This is a genomic window from Amphritea japonica ATCC BAA-1530, from assembly GCF_016592435.1.
GTDB classification, from domain to species: domain Bacteria; phylum Pseudomonadota; class Gammaproteobacteria; order Pseudomonadales; family Balneatricaceae; genus Amphritea; species Amphritea japonica.
In genome coordinates this window covers 211,371-230,902 of sequence record NZ_AP014545.1, presented here as the reverse complement: position 1 = coordinate 230,902, position 19,532 = coordinate 211,371, and the positions used below count along the sequence as shown (strand labels likewise).

The window sequence follows — 19,532 nt, the reverse complement described above, 5'->3', positions numbered from 1 at the left end:
ACGACAGCCCCACGTATACTCGCGAAAATTTTGCACTAAAACCGGTGATTTTTATGGTTACTAATAATCCGATTTTGCAGATGTTTGCACGATCGCCTTTCCAGCCAATGCAAGAACATATTGCTAAAGCTCATGCCTGTGCGATACAGCTGATTCCGTTCTTTGACGCCGTAATGGCAGAAGATTGGGAAGAAGCTGCAAAAGTGCAACACACTATTGCGGTTCTCGAAGGTGAAGCAGATACCATGAAGAAGGAGATTCGTATGAATCTTCCTAACAGTATATTCCTGCCCGTACCCCGCACCGACCTTCTCGAACTACTGCGCATGCAAGATAAAATTGCAAATCGTGCAAAAGATATTGCCGGACTTATGCTAGGCCGAAAAATGTCTCTCCCTAAACAGATTCAGCCAATTGTTGCTGAGTATGTCCGCGCTTCTTTGAAAACATCCGGCCAGGCGTTAACCGCCCTGAACGAGCTGGATGAATTGATTACGGCAGGCTTCCGAGGCCATGAAGTTGAAGTCGTAGAGCAAATGATCCATGACCTGGATGATTTGGAACACGACGCTGACGAAATGGAACGCGAAGTTCGCTCCGCCCTTTTTGAGGTGGAGAAAGAGCTGAACCCAATCGATGCCATGTTCCTGTATCAGGTTATCCGTTGGATTGGTGATCTCGCTGATAAAGCACAACAGGTAGGTAGCCGCCTGCAATTGTTGCTGGCGAAATAAGCCTCACATTAATTTTTCTGAATCTTAAATTAGGTAGTTATCATGAGCATCATTGCGGAATATGGCAGTATCCTTGTCATCATGGCGTGTGTGTTTGGATTCTTTATGGCCTGGGGTGTGGGCGCTAACGATGTAGCAAATGCGATGGGAACCTCGGTAGGTTCCAAAGCCCTGACCCTGAAACAAGCGATAATCATCGCTATTATCTTTGAGTTTGCCGGAGCCTACCTTGCAGGCGGCGCGGTAACAGCGACCATTCGTAAAGGCATCATAGATCCGGCAATTTTATCCGGTACGCCGGAACTATTGGTTTACGGGATGCTCTCAGCCCTGCTGGCTGCGGGTATCTGGCTACTTATTGCCACTGCTATGGGCTGGCCCGTATCCACAACCCACTCTATCGTCGGAGCCATTGTTGGCTTTGCAGCGGTGGGTATCTCAGTAGATGCGGTTCACTGGGCAAAGGTAGGAAAAATCGTCGCCAGCTGGGTTGTCTCGCCGTTGACGGCCGGGTTTATCGCCTTCTTTCTGTTCCGAAGTGTGCAAAAGCTGATACTGGATACTGAAGACCCCTTCAAGAACGCGAAGAAATATGTACCGATGTACATCTTCCTCGTTGGTTTTATGATCTCGATGGTTACCTTCACAAAAGGTCTAAAGCACATCGGTCTTAATCCTGGTTTTGCTAACAGCGCTCTGATCTCTATAGGTATCGCTTTTCTGACCATGCTGCTGGGCATATTCATGCTACGGAACATTAAGGCTAAAACAGAAGACGATCGCGATTACCATTTCGCCAGTGTAGAAAAAGTCTTCGGCGTCCTGATGATGTTTACTGCCTGCGCGATGGCATTTGCTCACGGCTCTAATGACGTTGCCAATGCTGTTGGACCGTTGGCCGCCGTTGTCGGTGTTGTCGGCTCAGCAGGTGAGGTTGCACAAAAATCCGCCATGCCAGTCTGGATCCTATTACTGGGTGGAGCGGGTATCGTTGCCGGCCTGGTGATGTACGGTCATAAAGTGATCGCTACCGTCGGTAATAACATCACCGAACTGACCCCTAGCCGAGGTTTCGCAGCAACACTGGCTGCCGCCTCTACGGTTGTATTTGCTTCGGGCACCGGCCTGCCCATTTCAACGACCCATACGCTTGTAGGAGCAGTACTCGGCGTAGGCCTGGCACGGGGACTGTCAGCCCTGAACCTGCAAGTAGTAGGCACTATTTTCGTCTCCTGGCTGGTCACACTGCCTGCCGGAGCCTTCCTTTCAATCGTGATATTCTTCACCCTGAAAGGCATTTTCAGTTAAACGTACTGGCAAACAAAAAAGGCGATCACACTGTGATCGCCTTTTTTATTTCTGTCGAAAGCTGCACAATACCCGGATAACTTATAAAAAAACCGGATCTATCTATGCAACTCTCACCACCCGATCTGCTCACTATGCTGACCGAACTGATCGCCACTCCATCCGTAAGCTGTACAGCTGCCCACTGGGATCAGAGTAATCTGGGCGTAATCGAGAAGCTTGAATCCTGGTTATCCGGCTTAGGCTTTCAGACAGAAGTGATGGCCATTCCCGGGCATCCGGAAAAAGCCAACCTGATCGCGACACTCGGCAGCGGCCCAGGTGGACTGGTACTATCCGGCCATACTGACACAGTCCCTTTCAACGCTGAACTGTGGAACAGCGACCCTTTTAAACTAACAGAAAAAGATGGCCGGTTTTATGGTTTAGGTACCTGCGATATGAAAGGTTTCTTTCCTATCGCTATTGAAGCCGCTCGTAAGTTTACTGACAAAACCTTACAGCAGCCCCTGATCATTCTGGCCACTGCCGATGAAGAAAGCTCAATGAACGGGGCCCGGGCACTGGCAGAAGCCGGTTACCCTAAAGCTCGCTATGCAGTCATTGGCGAGCCCACTAGCCTGCGGCCAATCTATATGCATAAGGGGATGATGATGGAACAGGTTAAGGTGAAAGGGAGTGCCGGCCACTCATCCGACCCTAGCCTGGGCGCCAGTGCGCTAGAGGCGATGCATTCAGTACTGGGGGAACTCATCAGCTTCCGCAAAGAGCTTCAGCGTGACTATCAAAACAGCGACTTTAAGGTTTCAGTCCCTACACTAAATCTGGGATGTATCCATGGCGGCGATAACCCCAACCGTATCTGTGGCGCATGCGAAGTTGAATATGATCTCCGTCCACTGCCCGGGATGTCTGCCGACTTACTGCGCGAAGGTGTGGCCAAGCGGCTTTCCCCTCTGGAAAAGCAGTTCGGTGTGACCATTTCCACTGAACCTCTCTTTCCGGGGATCCCCGCCTTCAGTAATGATAAGCACTCTGAGCTTGTCACGACAGCAGAGCGTTTAACCGGCTACCAGGCTGAAGCGGTTGCCTTTGGCACCGAAGCCCCTTTCCTGCAATCATTGGGCATGGATACTATTGTCATGGGACCTGGATCGATAGATCAGGCGCATCAACCCGATGAGTATTTGGCTTTTGACCAGATTAGGCCTACAGTAGCAGTATTGGAACAACTGATTGCAAGGTACTGTTTTTAATCGTGATTAATGATAACAATCCATATGTAAACTGGTTTCGTCATAGCTCCCCCTATATCAACGCGCATCGGGGGAAAACGTTCGTCCTGATGTTAGGAGGGGAAGCGCTCGCCGACACAAACTTTGGCAACATCATTCACGATATTACTTTGCTCAATAGTCTCGGCGTTAAGCTGGTACTGGTGCACGGCTCCCGGCCACAAATCGAAGCTAAACTAGAACAGCAGCAGATCAGTGATAAAGTACACCACCACCTGCGCGTCACCGATAGCGACACACTTCAATGCGTGATCGAAGCTGCGGCCAGCCTGCGTACCGAAATTGAAGCCAAACTTTCTATGGGGCTGGCAAACTCACCGATGCATGGCGCCCAGATCAGGGTCTGTAGTGGTAATTTTGTGACCGCACGGCCTGTGGGTATCTATAAAGGTATCGATCTTTGTCACACCGGCGAAGTTCGTCGGGTAGACAGTGAAGCGATCCGTCAACAGCTGAGTATCAATAATATCGTGCTGTTATCGCATCTGGGCTACTCCCCTACGGGTGAAATTTTTAATCTGGCGGTTGAAGATGTGGCAACGCAAGTGGCCATCAGCCTGAACGCGGATAAACTTATCATGTTTGGTGAGGACGGCGGTGTTCGCGATAGTAATAACGAACTTCGTTCTGAAATTCTGGCTGATACTGCGGAACGTCTGGTCAGTCAGTACATGGCTAAGCATGACGAACCAGATCAGACGCCTTCAGAGCTTTCGCGCCACCTGAAAGCCGCTGTCGAAGCGTCTCGAAACGCGGTTCCCCGCAGCCACCTGATCAGCTATCGGGAAGACGGCGCGTTGGTTTCAGAGCTCTTTAGTCGTAACGGTATCGGCACTATGGTGATCGAACAATCCTACGAGCAGATTCGTCCGGCAACGATTGAAGATGTTGGCGGCATCCTTGAGCTGATTCAACCGATGGAGCAAGCCGGTGTACTGGTGCGTCGTTCACGGGAACTACTGGAAGCTGAAATCAGTTGCTTTACGGTCATCAGCCTTGATGGTGCTATTGTCGGGTGTGCCGCACTCTATCCTTTCAAAGAAGAGCGCGCCGCCGAGCTGGCCTGCGTGGCAATTGCACCGGAATACAGAGGCGGAGATCGTGGTGAAAACCTTCTTCAGGCAATCGAGGAATCTGCACGTCGTCAGCAGTTAAATCGGTTATTTGTGCTCACAACCCGCACCGCCCACTGGTTTATTGAAAGAGGCTTTATCGAGACTGAGGTCAGTAATCTGCCCAATGGCAAGCAAGCGCTATATAACTTCCAGCGAAACTCTAAAGCGTTCTCTAAATCTATTTAGCTTAAGGGGAATCTGATTGAAAATAGCGCCCCGCCAAACGTTGATTCACTAATTTCCAGCTCACCGTCATAGCTACTTAGAATATCAACGACAACAGAAAGACCAATACCCTGGCCCGGCGCTGAGGTATCAGCCCGCTCACCCCGTTTCAGAATAGTCTGGCGCAGCTCTGGGGAGACTCCCTCCCCATCATCGGCAATATCAATCTGTAGCATGCCTGCGCCATTACTAAAGCTAACCCCGACCCGGCTATGACCATATTTGAACGCATTCTCAAGCACATTACCCAGTAACTCCATCAGATCCCGTGCATCCGCCGCTAACTGGTAATCTCCATGCAGATCAAGCTCTACCTCTATCTCTTTATCCCGATAGACTTTGCCCAATGCGGTGACCATTCGCTGAACTAAAGGCGCCACCGACGTCTTCTTAGCCAACGTCCGTCCCTGCCCTTTAACTGCTCGGGATAACTGATACTGCACAATCTGATCCATCCGAGCAGCCTGCTCAGTCACCAGGGTCTGATACTCGTTAAAATTAAGTTTCTCTTGCCCCGCACCACGGATAACCGCCAACGGCGTTTTCAGACTGTGAGCCAGATCTCCCAACGTATTTCGATAGCGTTCACGCTGCTGACGTTCATTGTGTATCAACAGATTAAGATTATCTGTGACCGCCTGAACCTCCGTCGGATATTCTCCGGTTAACTTATCGCTTTGGCCAACCTCAATCCGCTTCAAATCGGCCGCTAACCGGGTTAGCGGTTTAAGTCCCCAGCGAATCAACGCTGTTTCAACTAAAAGAAAGAAAAAGATTGCTGCGCCCAGCCAGCCCCAAAGACGAGTGTTAAACGCTTTTTGCTCAGCCTTAACCGAACTATCAGACTCCAGCACGGTGAATACATAATTGTGCTCTTGTCCGGCGATTTCCCAAAGCAGGGCAAACTGATACACAAAGACACCTTGCGCCGGCAATTGATAAAACCTCGAGTCTCCCGTGCTGAGCCCATCAAACGCTAGCTGATCCAACAGGTTATCACTGATCAGTTTGGCTGACTCTGAATACCACACCAGCATCTCATCACCCTCATGCAGAAAACCGTACAGACCTGACTCAACCTGCGCATAGCGGGGTTCCTGCAAACTATCCGGGATCATTATCCGATCGCCATTCAACTCAGCGGCACCCAGTATCAGGTAAACCTGCAGTTTGAGTCGCTCCTCTTCGGCCACCTCCAGACTATGGTGAAAAGCCTGCTGCAGGGCAAAACCTGTCAGGCCAAAGAAGACAGGCAGCAATAGCAGCGAAGCGAGAAGCAGGCGAGCTCTTAGGGCACGGGGCATCATGCGTTATTTACAGCTCCTGCGGCCAGATCAAAGCGATACCCCAGGCCTCGCACAGTGGCTATAGGTTGCAGTGTCTGATCCGGATCAAGCTTCTGACGCAAGCGACGAATAAACACTTCCAAAACGTTACTGTCGCGGTCGAAGTCCTGATGATAAAGGTGCTCCGTTAGCTCGCTCTTAGATATTACCTTTCCCGCATTGAGCATCAGATATTCCAGAGTTCTGTATTCGTAGCTGGTCAGCTTTACCGAGGCCTCATTCAGAAAGACATTACGACCACTGCTATCCAGCTTTAAAGGACCAAATTCAAGCATAGGCTTAGCATGCCCGGCCGCTCGTCGTAACAATGCATTCAACCGTGCCATCAGCTCTTCAATATGAAACGGTTTGACCAGATAATCATCGGCACCGGCTTCCAGGCCTTCCACTTTATCCTGCCAATCGCCCCGGGCAGTGAGGATAATAATGGGGAAATTAATATCATTTTCCCGCCAGCGGCGAATCACTTCCACGCCGGATAGCTTAGGCAAACCGATATCAACAATCGCCAGATCATAGGGAAACTCATTTCCCAGATAGAGTCCCTCTTCACCGTCTTCCGCTTCTTCTACTGTATAACCACTATCGGTCAACGCCGTCACCAGCTGACGACGCAGATCCAGATCATCTTCAATAACCAGCAGTTTCATTACTTACTCCATTCCGTTGGGTCGCTATTGCTAACCCCTTAAGGGGAAACTTCCTGACCCGTAGCTGCGTCGATCAGTACTGTCTTTACCCGGCCCGTTTTGATCAGCCGAATATGATGCACTTGCCGCCCGCCACGAGTCCGCGTTTCCGCTTTGACAACTTTTCCACCATGACTCTGCTTAACACTCGCTGCGGCTTGTTGCAGCGACACCGTATTCCCGGCAAGCACCATGGATTCACTTCTAGATTCAGGCATTAACTCAACCGGTAGCCTTGCCGCTGCCGCAGTTCCTGCGGCAGACATTACCAACAAGACAAGGAGTGTTTGAGAAAAAGCTCTGAGCATTATGACTACCTTTCATTAGCCGGAGATTCCACGGCTTATTAATAACTGCTGATCATGAAACTGGCACAACCTTCACCCGTACTTTAATTCGCTTACCTGGATGATTGTCCATCCGGGTGTGATAAGTACGACCATTATAACGATAAGTCACGTTATAGCCGGTGACCCGTTCATAATACTCGACATCATGCTCAACATTACAGCGTCTTTCTGTCCGATACTGTACCCGGTTATCACGGTGGTTACGATTATGGCTGAGATCATTCCCAATAGAGGCACCCAGGACTGCACCGACGACTGCACCTACCTTTTTATTGTCCTGACCTGCTCCCAGCTCATTACCAATAGCACCTCCGATGATACCGCCCAGTATAGGCCCTGTATAAGATTTACGCTGGTGACGAGGCGTCTCATAACGTACCTCTTCTTCCCAACACTCACGTCTGGGGGTACGACGCTCAGACTGCACAACGATTGGCTGAACATGCGTCACCTTAGCAAAATCACGATGATGATTATCTTTCGCATGGCGGGAGCCCGCTTCAGCCATACCGGAAAAAAGTCCCAGTGAGATCAAGCTAGCTGCAATTATCTTATTCATGACTACTCTCCCTTCTCTATTCTTTGGAGTATGTAGCCCATTCTCGTGCCACAGGACTGAACCGATCCTGAACTGTCCCCGACCGACCTCAACTTTACGTTTCTTTACACTTAGAATGTTTATCTACAGACACAAAAAAGCCGGCCTCAGGGCCGGCTTTTGCATTATCTTTATCTGCTATTCAGCCGCACACTTCTTACATGTGCTCACACCAATTATCCGATACAGAGGACACCAGCCAAAGAGAGCAATAGCAATCACCGGTACGCCGATCCAGCCCCACAGGGTTTGTGGCCCGACAAAAACCAGCGCAATCAGTACCAAACCAACCAACACTCGTATCGCTTTATCAACAGATCCTATATTTTTTCCCATCATCCCATCCTCAAAAAATGATTAACCTTTGAGGCAATTATGAAGATGCTCAGTCATTCTGTCTGTGACAAAGTCACATAGTAGAGAGTTCATTCACTTTTGGCAGTAGCGCGTATCGCGTCTTTATTCAGGTACATCACCTGATTCCGACTCAACGCAACCCATTCCTTCTGCTCAAATACTTTTAATTGTCGGCTAACCACCTCACGGGCAGTCCCAAGCTCATCGGCTATTTCCTGATGTGAGCGGAGCAAAATAAATCCTGAGCCTGAATTTTCAATCAGATAGCGTGCCAATCGTTTCTCAATTCGTTCGAAGGCAACTTCTTGCACCAGCCCGATCAGCTTTGCTAAACGCTCACCATACGAATCGAATATAAATTGTCGCAAGCCTACAGACTCCGCAAGCGCACGTTGAAACTCAGCTAGCGGGATCATAAAAGCGGTGACGTCAGTCTCCGTAACTCCTTCAGCGGGATAAGCTTCAGCCCCCAACAAACAAGATGTAGTCAGTACACAGGAACCTTGATTCTCGATACGATATAACACTAACTCCCGGCCATTAGCGTTACGCCCAAGCACTTTCACAATACCGGAAACGACAATAATGTAATGGGTACAAGGGTCACCCTGATGAAACACCATCTGATTTGCCGGCAATTCTACTTTGCTGGCCTTTCGAAGTATTGCCAGCCCTGCTTCATCCATCTGTTGAAGCACCGGAAACTGCTCTTTTAGCTGCTCGATATCACTCATTATCCGAAACATTATCAACTGATGAGCGCTGCGCTCTGACCGCCAGCATCACATACCGAATATTGTAGGAAAAACCCAAAACTAGAGCGATCGGCATCGTAATCAGAAACACACTACCAAAAGCAGGCACTGAAAGCAGATGCCCCAGCCATAAACAAAGAATACTGACAATACCCACCGGCACTCCGGTACGCGCCATCATTTTTAACCAGCGATCAGCCCGTATCTGTTTTTTATCAACTGCCATTATTGTCTCCATAAAGATGAATCGCATAAGAATACGATTAATATTAGTCAAACAATAGCCCGACATTAAGGTTACTAAGCCTTCCTCCTGAAGAGATTTCATATCTCACTACCGTTATTCAGCGGAATAGTAAGTATTCCGGTTAAGAGTTTTGCTATAATCTCCGGTCTTAAATAAAACCACTCAAGCCGCTGAGGATCTGTGCATGCCACAATATCGCTCCAAGACCTCCACTGCAGGTCGTAACATGGCCGGTGCCCGTGCACTATGGCGCGCCACAGGCATGAAAGATGACGATTTCCAGAAACCGATCATCGCTGTTGCCAACTCATTTACCCAATTCGTTCCAGGACACGTACACCTGAAAGATATGGGCCAACTGGTCGCCCGTGAGATAGAAAAAGCCGGCGGCGTGGCAAAAGAGTTTAATACCATTGCGATCGACGACGGCATCGCCATGGGTCACGACGGAATGCTCTACTCGCTTCCTTCCCGGGATTTAATTGCAGATTCTGTAGAGTATATGGTGAACGCTCACTGTGCCGACGCTCTCGTCTGTATCTCTAACTGTGACAAAATCACCCCCGGAATGCTGATGGCTGCTATGCGCCTCAACATCCCTGTAATCTTCGTTTCCGGTGGACCAATGGAAGCCGGTAAGACAAAGCTTTCTGAACATAAGCTGGATCTTGTTGACGCTATGGTATTGGCCGTTGATCCAACCGCTTCTGATGAGATGGTTGATGCCGTAGAACGCTCAGCCTGCCCTACCTGTGGTTCTTGCTCCGGTATGTTCACTGCGAATTCAATGAACTGTCTGGCTGAAGCGCTGGGTCTTGCCCTGCCCGGTAACGGTACTCTGCTGGCAACCCACGCAGACCGTAAAGAACTGTTCCTGCAAGCCGGTCGCAGCATCGTTGAAATGGCCAAGCGCTACTATGAACAGGATGATACTTCGCTTCTTCCTCGCTCTATGGGCTTCAAAGCGTTTGAAAATGCCATGTGCCTGGATATCGCCATGGGCGGCTCCACGAACACTATTCTGCATCTTTTAGCGATTGCCCAGGAAGCAGAGATCGACTTTACGATGGAAGATATTGATCGTCTCTCTAAAGTGGTACCACAGTTGTGTAAAGTCGCACCCAATACACCTGAGTATCATGTCGAGGATGTTCACCGCGCAGGCGGCATTATGGCAATTTTGGGCGAACTGGATCGTGCAGGAAACCTCCATACTGACGTTCCCACTGTTCACGCGCCAACTATGAAAGATGCGTTAGATAAGTGGGATATCATGCGCAGCCCTACTTCCCCTGAAGTAATGGAGTTTTTCAAGGCAGGTCCTGCTGGCATACCCACTCAGGTAGCCTTTAGTCAGGCTACTCGCTGGCCGACCCTTGATGGCGATCGCGCCAACGGCTGCATCCGCTCATTGGAAAATGCGTTTTCCCTCGAAGGCGGCCTGGCAGTATTACGCGGTAACATCGCACTGGATGGCTGTGTCGTAAAAACCGCCGGCGTAGACAACTCCATTCTTGTATTTGAAGGTCCTGCACATATTACTGAATCTCAGGATGAGGCTGTGGCCAATATTCTCGACGATCAGGTTAAGTCCGGGGATGTGGTTATCGTACGCTACGAAGGACCAAAAGGCGGTCCGGGTATGCAAGAGATGCTATACCCTACCTCTTACATCAAGTCCAAAGGGCTGGGTAAAGAGTGCGCACTGCTAACCGACGGCCGTTTCTCTGGCGGTACTTCAGGCTTATCCATTGGCCATGTATCCCCCGAAGCGGGCGCAGGAGGTGCTATCGGTCTGGTACGTAACGGTGACCGAATCCGGATTGATATCCCTAACCGTACTATTGACGTACTCCTGTCTGACGAAGAGCTGGCTAAACGCCGTACCGAGCAAGATGCACTTGGCTGGAAACCAGTAGAAGCTCGTCCTCGTAAGGTATCTGCCGCACTGAAAGCCTATGCATTACTGGCAACATCGGCCGATAAAGGTGCTGTACGGGATCTTGATCAGCTGGATTAATCACCCACTAAACGAAAAAGCAGCCTGATGGCTGCTTTTTTTTGGCGTTAAACTTTCAATATGTGCTGAATACCTGCCAAATCAGCCTGAATGCCAATGCTGTCACCAGCAGCTTAAAAATTATTTGGAATCGCTCTGCGGGTATCTTCTTCAAGAGGTGCAACCCTATCCAGGTACCAAGAAAGCCCCCTGCAATCATCAGTAGCATCAACGGAAGCCATTCGGTAAAAGCAAAACCAATGACGCCAAACACAAACATCTTCAACAGATGCTGGATCGTCATACAAGCAGCAAAGGTGGCGACTGTACGATATTTTTCATAACCAAGACGGTGAACAAAAGCGGCCACTAAAGGCCCGGTAGCCCCAACAAACATACTGATCAGCGTAGTACCTCCTCCTGCCAGAAATAATCCTGCAGCGGGTACCTCCTGCTTACTTAATTTAGGACCCCAGACCAGAAACAGAATAAACCCGGCAACACAAAGCTGAATCACTTCAACCGGTAACTGCACTACCACAAAAAAAGCAATCAGCGCTCCAACGACAGCTCCCAGCGTAAACAACCGTACCAACGACCAGTCAATGTACTCTCGCGTCAGTAGCGCCCGGTTTCCATTCGAACCGAGCTGAACCAAACCATGCACAGGAATCAACGCAGCAGCAGGCACGACCGTGGCCATGACCGCTAACAGCAACACGCCCCCGCCAATACCCATGGCCGCAGTCAGCATTGATGTAAGAGTACTGGTGATAATAAGCAGCAGAGCTGTATCCAGACCAACAAGTTCAGGTAACCAGTTCATCTTTGCTCCTGAGGCTGAGTTTCGATTAAGAATTTATATGATTTACGAAGCAGTAAACGCAAAACACACCACTGATGCGGTGTGTTTTTTCAATGTGAAGAGCTTAGCCCTGAAGCGAAGCAAGCACCTGATCAGCCCACTGCAAACTATGACGATAAGCGACCTCATAAAAAGGACGATCGAGCATACCGCTCAAATCATCCCATTCGGCACGCTCGTAGTGCTGAACTTCTGTCAGGATTTCACCCATCTGATTATCACGGGAGAGAATCGCTTGCTTAATGGAATCGTTCAAAGGGATTTCATCCATCAGCGCCTGCATCTCCATATCCATCATCGCATCCAGTTGAGAGAGCAGGCCCACCATGAAGAAGTTAATCGGCTGTGAATAACTCAGCATCTCTGCTAACAATTCACACATCCGACCACGAATCAGCATTATACGAGTCAGTTCAACCGGTTTCCCGGACTGACCACTCAACAGAAACAGGGTCGCCCATTTCTTCACCTGATCCATACCGATCAGTGATATTGCATGGGAAATTGACTCTATCTGCTTTGGGGTACGGAAAGCAGCCGAATTCACCAACCGCAGAATTTTATAGGCCATCACCGGATCATTGATCACAATCTGTTCAACAGAATCTGCCGTTGATACAGGGTTCTCAAGTTCAGCCAACAGCTCTAACAGCAAAACTTTAGAGCTGGTAAAGCTCTTACCTTTGACAGAGACTGGACGACAAAGGAAAAAACCCTGAAAAAGATTAAAACCTAAGCCCATTGCCCGACGAAAATCATCCTGACTTTCAACTTTATCCGCCAACAGATCAAGGTGATACGGTTTACAAAAATTAACCAACTGTTTAAGTTCTGCATCACTATGGCGTTGAATATCAATTTTGGCCACATGCATCAGATCCAGCAATGCTGTTTGGGCTTTATCGCCAGTATAGTGCGTCAGTGCAAACCGGTAGCCTTGTTGTTTACGTTCCCGCAGAATCGCCAACAGCTCCTTTGAAATGCCATCTTCCCTTAGCAGTTCAAAAATCACATTATTTTGAGGAAGGTTTGGCAACATATCCGATAGCAGCATGCTCTGAGTCAATTTGACATAGAGCGGCAGATGCTTGGTTTTGCCATCAGAAGAGGCTACCGCGTAGTTGTTAAGAATCACCGACGCAGTGGCCTGCTCATCGGAAAATTCCTCGGGCAAAGTCCCATCATCAGACCGATATAGCAGGCTGTATGCTTCTACATCCTGATTTTTATTAAACACCGGCTGTCTGGCTAATAATACTGAGCCATCTTTCAACTGCTCTTCATCAAGCACCTTGCTCACTACTTGTCCCCTAATCAGATACTTACGTCAGTATAACTCAACCTACCCCCCTATAAGAACGAACCGCAAAAAAAACTATCTGCTCTGTCTTTACACTAAAAAAGACAGTTATATAGACTCAGGTCTCAGTTTAGACTGTTACATATTGACCGTACCATCAATCCACCATACCCTGATACCCCCTTCAAAGGACCGAAAGCGGGCTATTTCAACAGACTTTGAAAAGTTAAACTTAATTTTTAATACACTTAGATAATCTATGATTCTTCTACGCAGTTTTATTATCTTTATGTTATTTCTGATAACAACTCAGCCCTATCAACTATCAGCGGCGGAACGACTCGAAGTAGAAGTCGGTTCCACCATCCTGAACATCAGAGAAATAAGATCTACCAGCAGTCCGGTAATTGGAGTCCTGAACCAGGGAGATCGACTCACTGTCACCACAACAGATATGCGGGACTGGTTGGATCTGGACGATGGCAGAGGGTTTATTTCAATTAACTACGTAAACGTGCTCTCCAGAACACCCGTGCTGTTAGCTCCCCCTGAAGAAGAGTCGATAGCGAAAACCCAATTAAGCCTTCCTGCTAAGGCACTTGTCACTGGTCTCACAGAAAATAACACTGACCTCCCCCTGCCAGCTTGTAGCCCACAAAACACTGACTATCAGCTTCAAATCAAGTCATCCAGTAAAACCTGTCGTAAAAACCTCAGCACACTTGGATACGAATCCTGCCAACTGGTATTAAACCTCTCTCTGACTAGCGCCTGCATTAATAGTGAACAACTGAAAATAACCTGTTCTGCTACCGCATTGGCTATCAACAGTCAGAATAACCAAAATCTCTATGAACTGACCAATACCCGCTTAATAAATAACTCAGTCACCGACACATCGATTCTACTGGATTGGCTTCCTATTTCTGAATCAACAGCGATCCAGAAAATCAGCCTGAGTGATGGCCAGTGCAGGATAAGCAAGTAAAGCCAGGTTTTAATAAACCATACAGTACTGCCTGAATCAGAGTTTAAATACCTAACTCATTCGGAGATTTTTCATCCTACCGGCGCTCGTAGAATCCGACAGTACCTGAAAATAGAACACTCAGAGCGGCTCCGTTTAATACTACTGGCAAAAGGACTGCTCTGAACCGTCCCACTATATCCCTGACAGTCTGTCACTACGTCCATTTGCTTGCTTATGGGGGTCTGTTAAACTTGGCTCCCAATACGTACCGGCCAATTGCCGGACGCTCAACCTGCTAGTCCGGAAAAACAGAATGTCTGCAGCATCATCCGAATCTTCCAAGCTGTTTACCGCCTATCCATTCAGGTGGTTTCTCGCTTTGCTTGCCGTTCTGTTTGTTTATCGTGGCTGGATTGTCATCGACAGCCCGATCACCCTGTTCTACGACGAAGCTTACTATCTGGGCTGGGCTCAGACACCCGACTGGGGCTATTACTCCAAACCACCGATGGTGGGTTGGTTAATCGCTTTAACAACGTCTATATTTGGCAATGCTGAATGGGCAGTAAAACTGGCAGCACCGGTGCTCTATTCCAGTGCTGCAATTTTAATCTATCGCACAGCAGACTTTCTTGCGGGTGCAAAAGCAGCGCTGGCCGCTGGGGCAATCTTCCTATTAATGCCCTTGGTGGGCTTCAATAGCCTCTTTATCACTACTGATGCGCCCCTGATCTTTTTCTGGTGCCTCTGCTTCTACGCTTTTCTCCAGGCGAAAACTAACAATAGCTGGGCCTGGTGGTTACTGGCCGGAGTGGCTGGAGGGTTGGGGCTGCTATCGAAATATACCTTTGTTCTGCTACCGGTGACGTTTCTGCTTTATGGCGCTATCAGCCCTGTCGGACGTCAGTTACTGTTGAATCCCCGCTTTTGGATGACCTGCCTGCTGGCAATCAGCTTTCTGCTGCCCAACCTCTATTGGAACTATCAGCATGACTTCATTAGCTTCCAGCACACCGCAGAAATATCCCACCAAACCAGCAGTTCACTGAGCTTTACCCGGCTGATTGAGTTCTGGGGTGGTCAGCTATTCGTCTTTGGTCCGGTCCTGCTCATCTATATGGTCATTCGCGGACTGAAGCGCCAACCCCGCAGCGATACAGAAAAACTGTTATGGAGCCTTTTCTGGCCAACCTTTGCTGTGCTGTCGATTCAAGCCCTAATGGCCCGGGCAAACGTCAATTGGGCAGGCCCTGCTTATATCGGCGCTTCCCTGCTCACCGGTTATTACCTCAGCCAGATAAAAGGATACCGGATACTGATTATCGGCCTGCTGGCTAACTTTCTTCTGGCGGTTTCTTTCTATCATTACGCTGCGATTACTGACGCTGTAGGTATTGAACGGAAGCATGGCACCGACCCTTATAAACGTCTGCGGGGATGGCCTGAATTTGTTAATCAGTTTCAGCCCTGGTTTGATCAGTATCCCGATTACAAACTCGCCAGTGATTCTCGTAAACTACTGGCCTATTTCGGTTATTACATTTCCCCACAAGATTTCAAAGGCGTAGCGCTGAGTGACGATAGTTATATTGAAGATCACTACGAGCTGAAGTACCCCTTGTCAGACAGTAAAGAGACACAATTTCTGTTTGTAACAGAGGAAGATATCGAAGCGAAGCTGAACCGTTATTTCGATGATGTCACCTTGCTCACCGAGCAAAAGCTACAGTTGTATAGCAACTTCATTCGCACTGCGAAGCTCTATAAGGTCAGCGGATTTAAAGGCCTTCCAAGTAAAACCGGACAGTAACCCATGTCTAAACCCAGTATATTCTCAGCGTTCAAACAGTACAGAGACCTGTTTCTATTCCTGATCTGTGTCGCCCTGCTTGTGAGTTTTCCACAGATCGATCTATTTGTAACCGGCCTGTTTTATGACCCGCAAACAGAGCAATTTTTTTTAAAGCATAACCCTTTTTTCAAGTTTATCTATTGGGTATTTGCAGTGATACACATCCCACTGCTGTTAGGACTGATGGCCGCAGGTCTGCTGATTAAATATAAAAAGCTTAACCTTCAACGCTACAAAAAATGGAGTATTACCTTTCTCCTGCTGGCGCTGATCATCGGCCCTGGGTTACTGGTTAATACCGTATTGAAAGATAACTCTATAGGCCGTGCCCGCCCCGTACAGGTCGAAAACTTTGGCGGTACTAAACAGTTTACCCCAGCCTTTATATACTCCGGCGAGTGTAAACGGAACTGTTCCTTTGTCAGTGGCCACGCGGCGATGGGTTTTTATTTTATGATTTTGGGCTGGTTATTTGCGTCACCCAGAGCGTTTTGGGCGGGCTGTATCGTAGGCGTAGTATTAAGTTTCACCCGAATCATCCAGGGAGGGCATTTCTTCAGTGATACTGTCTTTGCCTTCTGGGCAGTCTACTTTGTCACCTCAGCATTAGGAGCCCGATTTGGCTTCATTCATCCGCTCAGGATAAAACAAAGTTAATAATCGCTACTCCAGTTAGTCTGTAGTAGCACAGGCGATACTTCTCAGAAACACCGTAACCGCTCTCTTAATCTATCGAATACACTTCAGCGTCAAACCAATTTAGCTATATAAACGCTGATGATACAGAGCGTAATAAAAGGCGAGGAAGTATACGCTTAAGCATCGCTGGAACAACGAAGGAAAGCATCAATACAGACGTATCTGGACAACCAAGAAAAAGAAGAGCCAACTCTGCGAATGAGTCGGCTCTCAGGAGTGGCTACTGAGTCGCTTCGTCAACCGCTCGCTTACGCAACAAGAAGCGTTGCAGCTTGCCACTAGGGGTTTTGGGCAGCTCATCAACAAACTCGATCTGTCTTGGGAACGAGTGGGTTGATAAACGCTTACGAACAAACTGCTGAAGCTCCTCAACCAATGCAGGCCCTGCTTCGTATTCGGACTTAATCACTACATAGGCTTTGACAATACTGCCTCTTTTTTCATCCGGTTTACCGACCACCGCGCTTTCATTAACAGCGGGATGCTCAAGTAACGTACTTTCAACATCCGCAGGTCCGATACGGTACCCGGCAGAGGCGATAATATCGTCATCACGACCGGTGTAAGAATGGGAACCATCGCCATTACTAATGACGATATCACCTGTCAGGTAATATTTTCCTTTGAACGGGTTTTTCTCACCCCATGTATAACCCTGGAAGAAGAATTGTGGCGAGGATTCGATGTCGATGGCCAGTTCGCCAGTCTCACCCGCACCCACTTCGTTCAACTCTGAATCCAGCGTCACCAAACGATAACCGGGCAGCGGATAACCCATACAAGCCGTACGCTCTTCATGCTCCAGGGCATTAAAGTTAGCGGACGTCATACCTGTTTCGGTTTGTCCGTACTGATCCATTACCGGGCAATCAAAGATACGTCTGACCCAGGTAACTACTTCAGGATTCAACGGTTCACCTGCACTACTGGCCGCCCTGAGATTGATTTCATAATCAGCACGCTGATCTTCATGGGCCATCAGCAGACGATAAGCGGTAGGGGCCGCAGCCAGATTAGTAATACGATAATCTTGCAGGAACTTAAACGTATTATCCGCAGTAAATCCATTCTCATTGAAATGCGTAGTACAACCCAGCAAGAGAGGCCCGACTACAGCATAATATAGACCGTAGGCCCAGCCTGGGTCAGCGACGTTCCAGTAGCGATCTTCTGGCAAGACTTCGATGGCATAGGTCATATACGTCCAGAACGAGATCAACCCCTTCGCTGGTACGGTAACGCCTTTGGACTTTCCGGTTGTACCCGAGGTAAACATCTGCAGGAAAGGATCATTTTTGCCGATCAGAACCGGTTCAAAGGTATCCGCCTGACCAGACTGAGCCTGATCAAACAGCGCATCAGCTTCAGCTGCATACTGGTCTCCGGCATCGGCCACCAGCAATGTTTTTGGCAGCCCCTTCACATCCGCCAGCTTTGGCCACTGATCTGAATTGGTTACGATCAACTTCGTTTGCGCCTGAGTCAGACGGTACTCGATAGCACCGGAGCCAAACGCGGTAAAGAGAGGCTGGTACACTGCACCGGCTCTGAGTGTTCCCAGCACGGTAATCAGCAATTCTGGCGTGCGCGGTAGCAGGCAGGCAATCCGGTCGCCTTTAGTAACGCCCTGCGACTGAAGATAATTGGCAAATTGTGCCGAGCGGGTTTTTAACTCACTGAAGCTCATCTCTCCACGTGAGCCGTCGGCCCGCTCGTAGCGAAGCGCTATTTTATCGGTGTCGGCATAGCGGTCACAGATCTCTACGCAAACATTAATACCTGTTTCGAGGCTGCCGACAAACTGGTCATCAACCATCGATGGTGAAAACTCTTTGATCAGATCTTCGTATTTAACTCTTTGCATTTGAAGCTCCCATAATCAGTTCTAATTGTTATATCTTTGTTCAGATATCACTCAGCCCCGACGTAAAAGAAAGGGCTTCCCGAGGAGTCGAACGATATACATTCCACTACGCGACATAACGGCACCTCCCCGGGCTAAGCACTATCGTCAATTGCCAAATTATTAACGTGGCTCCATCCGGATGGCACCATCCAGACGAATAACATCGCCATTAAGATAGTTATTGCTGATTATGTGAGCTGCCAGAGCAGCGTACTCTTCAGGTTCACCGAAACGTTTAGGGTTCTGTACCATTTCGATAAGCGGGTCACGTACTTCGTCAGTCATACCTTTCATCATCGGAGTATCAAAAATGCCCGGTGCGATGGTCATAATGCGAATACCCAGCTTAGCCAGATCGCGAGCAATCGGTAACGTCATGCCAACCACACCAGCTTTACTGGCAGCGTAGGCAGATTGCCCCATTTGACCATCAAAAGCGGCAACGGAAGCCGTATTGATAATGACACCACGCTCACCGTCAGAACCCGGCTCATTTTTCGCCATCTGTTCAGCAGCCAAGCGCAACACATTGAAGGTGCCGATCAGATTGATATTGATAACCTGCGCAAACTTTTCCAATGGCAGAGCGCCATTTCGGCCAACCGTTTTTCCACCAGGAGCAACACCGGCACAGTTAATACACACATGGATGGTTCCGAAGGTTTCGACTGCCTGAGCAATACCCGCTTCAACAGAGGCAGCGTCGGTAACATCGACTTTAGCAAAGATCGCCTGCCCCTTGAGCTCTTCGACCAAGGCCTGGCCAGCATCTTCATTCAAGTCAAAAGCGACGATTTTAGCGCCTTGTTTAGCCAGCTGCTGGCAGGTGACTAAACCCAGACCAGATGCTCCGCCGGTGACAATGACAACTTTATTATTCAGATCCATGTTTTTATCCCTTCTCTAGAATTCTTTTAATTGT

At 48.7% G+C, this 19,532-nt stretch carries 19 protein-coding genes; 8 read left to right on the top strand and 11 right to left on the bottom strand.

Features of this window, described 5'->3' with window-relative positions; translation table 11 throughout:
• Positions 1–53: 53 nt before the first annotated feature.
• From AMJAP_RS01065 to argA, 4 genes are all read left to right on the top strand, one after another.
• Positions 54–734 (top strand): TIGR00153 family protein, encoded by a 681-nt coding sequence (locus AMJAP_RS01065; protein WP_019621030.1) that lies wholly within the window; start codon positions 54–56, stop codon positions 732–734.
• Positions 735–776: 42 nt separating this feature from the next.
• On the top strand, positions 777–2,042 hold the full coding sequence (locus AMJAP_RS01060) for an inorganic phosphate transporter (protein WP_019621031.1): 1,266 nt from the start codon (positions 777–779) through the stop codon (positions 2,040–2,042).
• A 104-nt stretch (positions 2,043–2,146) separates the two neighbouring features.
• Complete coding sequence (gene argE / locus AMJAP_RS01055) at positions 2,147–3,298, top strand: acetylornithine deacetylase (protein WP_019621032.1); 1,152 nt, start codon at positions 2,147–2,149, stop codon at positions 3,296–3,298.
• Between the two features lie 2 nt (positions 3,299–3,300).
• On the top strand, positions 3,301–4,638 hold the full coding sequence (argA, locus tag AMJAP_RS01050) for an amino-acid N-acetyltransferase (protein WP_019621033.1): 1,338 nt from the start codon (positions 3,301–3,303) through the stop codon (positions 4,636–4,638).
• On the opposite strand, the gene AMJAP_RS01045 is transcribed toward argA, so the two are convergent.
• The 7 genes from AMJAP_RS01045 to AMJAP_RS01015 form a co-directional block, all read right to left on the bottom strand.
• Entirely contained in the window at positions 4,635–5,984 is a 1,350-nt protein-coding gene (locus AMJAP_RS01045; RefSeq protein WP_019621034.1) for an ATP-binding protein, read from the bottom strand. The genes argA and AMJAP_RS01045 overlap by 4 nt on opposite strands.
• Positions 5,981–6,673 (bottom strand): response regulator transcription factor, encoded by a 693-nt coding sequence (locus tag AMJAP_RS01040; protein WP_019621035.1) that lies wholly within the window; start codon positions 6,671–6,673, stop codon positions 5,981–5,983. The genes AMJAP_RS01045 and AMJAP_RS01040 overlap by 4 nt, the downstream gene beginning before the upstream one ends.
• A gap of 38 nt (positions 6,674–6,711) precedes the next feature.
• Positions 6,712–7,020 (bottom strand): PepSY domain-containing protein, encoded by a 309-nt coding sequence (locus AMJAP_RS01035; protein WP_019621036.1) that lies wholly within the window; start codon positions 7,018–7,020, stop codon positions 6,712–6,714.
• Positions 7,021–7,072: 52 nt separating this feature from the next.
• Positions 7,073–7,621 (bottom strand): glycine zipper 2TM domain-containing protein, encoded by a 549-nt coding sequence (locus AMJAP_RS01030; RefSeq protein ID WP_019621037.1) that lies wholly within the window; start codon positions 7,619–7,621, stop codon positions 7,073–7,075.
• A 177-nt stretch (positions 7,622–7,798) separates the two neighbouring features.
• Positions 7,799–7,996 carry a YgaP family membrane protein gene (locus tag AMJAP_RS01025; protein ID WP_019621038.1) on the bottom strand — a complete coding sequence of 66 codons (198 nt, stop codon included), beginning with the start codon at positions 7,994–7,996 and terminating at the stop codon, positions 7,799–7,801.
• Between the two features lie 89 nt (positions 7,997–8,085).
• Entirely contained in the window at positions 8,086–8,751 is a 666-nt protein-coding gene (locus AMJAP_RS01020; RefSeq protein WP_019621039.1) for a Crp/Fnr family transcriptional regulator, read from the bottom strand.
• The gene (locus tag AMJAP_RS01015) at positions 8,744–8,998 is read right to left on the bottom strand and encodes a hypothetical protein (protein WP_156815142.1); all 255 of its coding nucleotides are present in this window, start codon (positions 8,996–8,998) and stop codon (positions 8,744–8,746) included. Before AMJAP_RS01015 ends, AMJAP_RS01020 begins: the two co-directional genes overlap by 8 nt.
• 205 nt (positions 8,999–9,203) lie before the next feature.
• Here AMJAP_RS01015 and ilvD point away from each other — a divergent pair, with 205 nt between their 5' ends.
• The gene (gene ilvD / locus AMJAP_RS01010) at positions 9,204–11,039 is read left to right on the top strand and encodes a dihydroxy-acid dehydratase (protein ID WP_019621041.1); all 1,836 of its coding nucleotides are present in this window, start codon (positions 9,204–9,206) and stop codon (positions 11,037–11,039) included.
• 55 nt (positions 11,040–11,094) lie between these two features.
• Here the strand turns inward: ilvD and AMJAP_RS01005 are convergent, their stop codons facing one another.
• Both AMJAP_RS01005 and AMJAP_RS01000 read right to left on the bottom strand, forming a co-directional pair.
• Positions 11,095–11,844, bottom strand: coding sequence for a sulfite exporter TauE/SafE family protein (locus AMJAP_RS01005; RefSeq protein WP_019621042.1), 750 nt, complete (start codon positions 11,842–11,844; stop codon positions 11,095–11,097).
• A gap of 103 nt (positions 11,845–11,947) precedes the next feature.
• The gene (locus tag AMJAP_RS01000) at positions 11,948–13,183 is read right to left on the bottom strand and encodes an EAL and HDOD domain-containing protein (RefSeq protein ID WP_019621043.1); all 1,236 of its coding nucleotides are present in this window, start codon (positions 13,181–13,183) and stop codon (positions 11,948–11,950) included.
• A 259-nt stretch (positions 13,184–13,442) separates the two neighbouring features.
• Here AMJAP_RS01000 and AMJAP_RS00995 point away from each other — a divergent pair, with 259 nt between their 5' ends.
• The 3 genes from AMJAP_RS00995 to AMJAP_RS00985 all read left to right on the top strand — a co-directional run bounded on the left by AMJAP_RS00995 (position 13,443) and on the right by AMJAP_RS00985 (position 16,662).
• Positions 13,443–14,171: an SH3 domain-containing protein gene (locus AMJAP_RS00995; RefSeq protein WP_019621044.1), complete on the top strand. Its 729-nt coding sequence runs from the start codon at positions 13,443–13,445 to the stop codon at positions 14,169–14,171.
• Between the two features lie 295 nt (positions 14,172–14,466).
• Positions 14,467–15,963 carry an ArnT family glycosyltransferase gene (locus AMJAP_RS00990; RefSeq protein ID WP_019621045.1) on the top strand — a complete coding sequence of 499 codons (1,497 nt, stop codon included), beginning with the start codon at positions 14,467–14,469 and terminating at the stop codon, positions 15,961–15,963.
• A 3-nt stretch (positions 15,964–15,966) separates the two neighbouring features.
• Complete coding sequence (locus AMJAP_RS00985) at positions 15,967–16,662, top strand: phosphatase PAP2 family protein (RefSeq protein ID WP_019621046.1); 696 nt, start codon at positions 15,967–15,969, stop codon at positions 16,660–16,662.
• A 262-nt stretch (positions 16,663–16,924) separates the two neighbouring features.
• On the opposite strand, the gene AMJAP_RS00980 is transcribed toward AMJAP_RS00985, so the two are convergent.
• Together AMJAP_RS00980 and AMJAP_RS00975 are read right to left on the bottom strand one after the other, a co-directional pair.
• Positions 16,925–18,568 carry an AMP-binding protein gene (locus AMJAP_RS00980; protein ID WP_019621047.1) on the bottom strand — a complete coding sequence of 548 codons (1,644 nt, stop codon included), beginning with the start codon at positions 18,566–18,568 and terminating at the stop codon, positions 16,925–16,927.
• Between the two features lie 162 nt (positions 18,569–18,730).
• Complete coding sequence (locus AMJAP_RS00975) at positions 18,731–19,498, bottom strand: 3-hydroxyacyl-CoA dehydrogenase (RefSeq protein ID WP_019621048.1); 768 nt, start codon at positions 19,496–19,498, stop codon at positions 18,731–18,733.
• Between the last annotated feature and the right edge of the window lie 34 nt (positions 19,499–19,532).

Bases quoted from the DNA above. Each gene is read 5' to 3' on its own strand.
- AMJAP_RS01065 (WP_019621030.1), top strand. From the start codon at position 54: ATGGTTACTAATAATCCGATTTTGCAGATGTTTGCACGATCGCCTTTC.
- AMJAP_RS01060 (WP_019621031.1), top strand. From the start codon at position 777: ATGAGCATCATTGCGGAATATGGCAGTATCCTTGTCATCATGGCGTGT.
- argE (WP_019621032.1), top strand. From the start codon at position 2,147: ATGCAACTCTCACCACCCGATCTGCTCACTATGCTGACCGAACTGATC.
- AMJAP_RS01045 (WP_019621034.1), bottom strand. From the start codon at position 5,984: ATGATGCCCCGTGCCCTAAGAGCTCGCCTGCTTCTCGCTTCGCTGCTA.
- AMJAP_RS01040 (WP_019621035.1), bottom strand. From the start codon at position 6,673: ATGAAACTGCTGGTTATTGAAGATGATCTGGATCTGCGTCGTCAGCTG.
- AMJAP_RS01035 (WP_019621036.1), bottom strand. From the start codon at position 7,020: ATGCTCAGAGCTTTTTCTCAAACACTCCTTGTCTTGTTGGTAATGTCT.
- AMJAP_RS01030 (WP_019621037.1), bottom strand. From the start codon at position 7,621: ATGAATAAGATAATTGCAGCTAGCTTGATCTCACTGGGACTTTTTTCC.
- AMJAP_RS01025 (WP_019621038.1), bottom strand. From the start codon at position 7,996: ATGGGAAAAAATATAGGATCTGTTGATAAAGCGATACGAGTGTTGGTT.
- AMJAP_RS01020 (WP_019621039.1), bottom strand. From the start codon at position 8,751: ATGAGTGATATCGAGCAGCTAAAAGAGCAGTTTCCGGTGCTTCAACAG.
- AMJAP_RS01015 (WP_156815142.1), bottom strand. From the start codon at position 8,998: ATGGCAGTTGATAAAAAACAGATACGGGCTGATCGCTGGTTAAAAATG.
- ilvD (WP_019621041.1), top strand. From the start codon at position 9,204: ATGCCACAATATCGCTCCAAGACCTCCACTGCAGGTCGTAACATGGCC.
- AMJAP_RS01005 (WP_019621042.1), bottom strand. From the start codon at position 11,844: ATGAACTGGTTACCTGAACTTGTTGGTCTGGATACAGCTCTGCTGCTT.
- AMJAP_RS00995 (WP_019621044.1), top strand. From the start codon at position 13,443: ATGATTCTTCTACGCAGTTTTATTATCTTTATGTTATTTCTGATAACA.
- AMJAP_RS00990 (WP_019621045.1), top strand. From the start codon at position 14,467: ATGTCTGCAGCATCATCCGAATCTTCCAAGCTGTTTACCGCCTATCCA.
- AMJAP_RS00985 (WP_019621046.1), top strand. From the start codon at position 15,967: ATGTCTAAACCCAGTATATTCTCAGCGTTCAAACAGTACAGAGACCTG.
- AMJAP_RS00980 (WP_019621047.1), bottom strand. From the start codon at position 18,568: ATGCAAAGAGTTAAATACGAAGATCTGATCAAAGAGTTTTCACCATCG.
- AMJAP_RS00975 (WP_019621048.1), bottom strand. From the start codon at position 19,498: ATGGATCTGAATAATAAAGTTGTCATTGTCACCGGCGGAGCATCTGGT.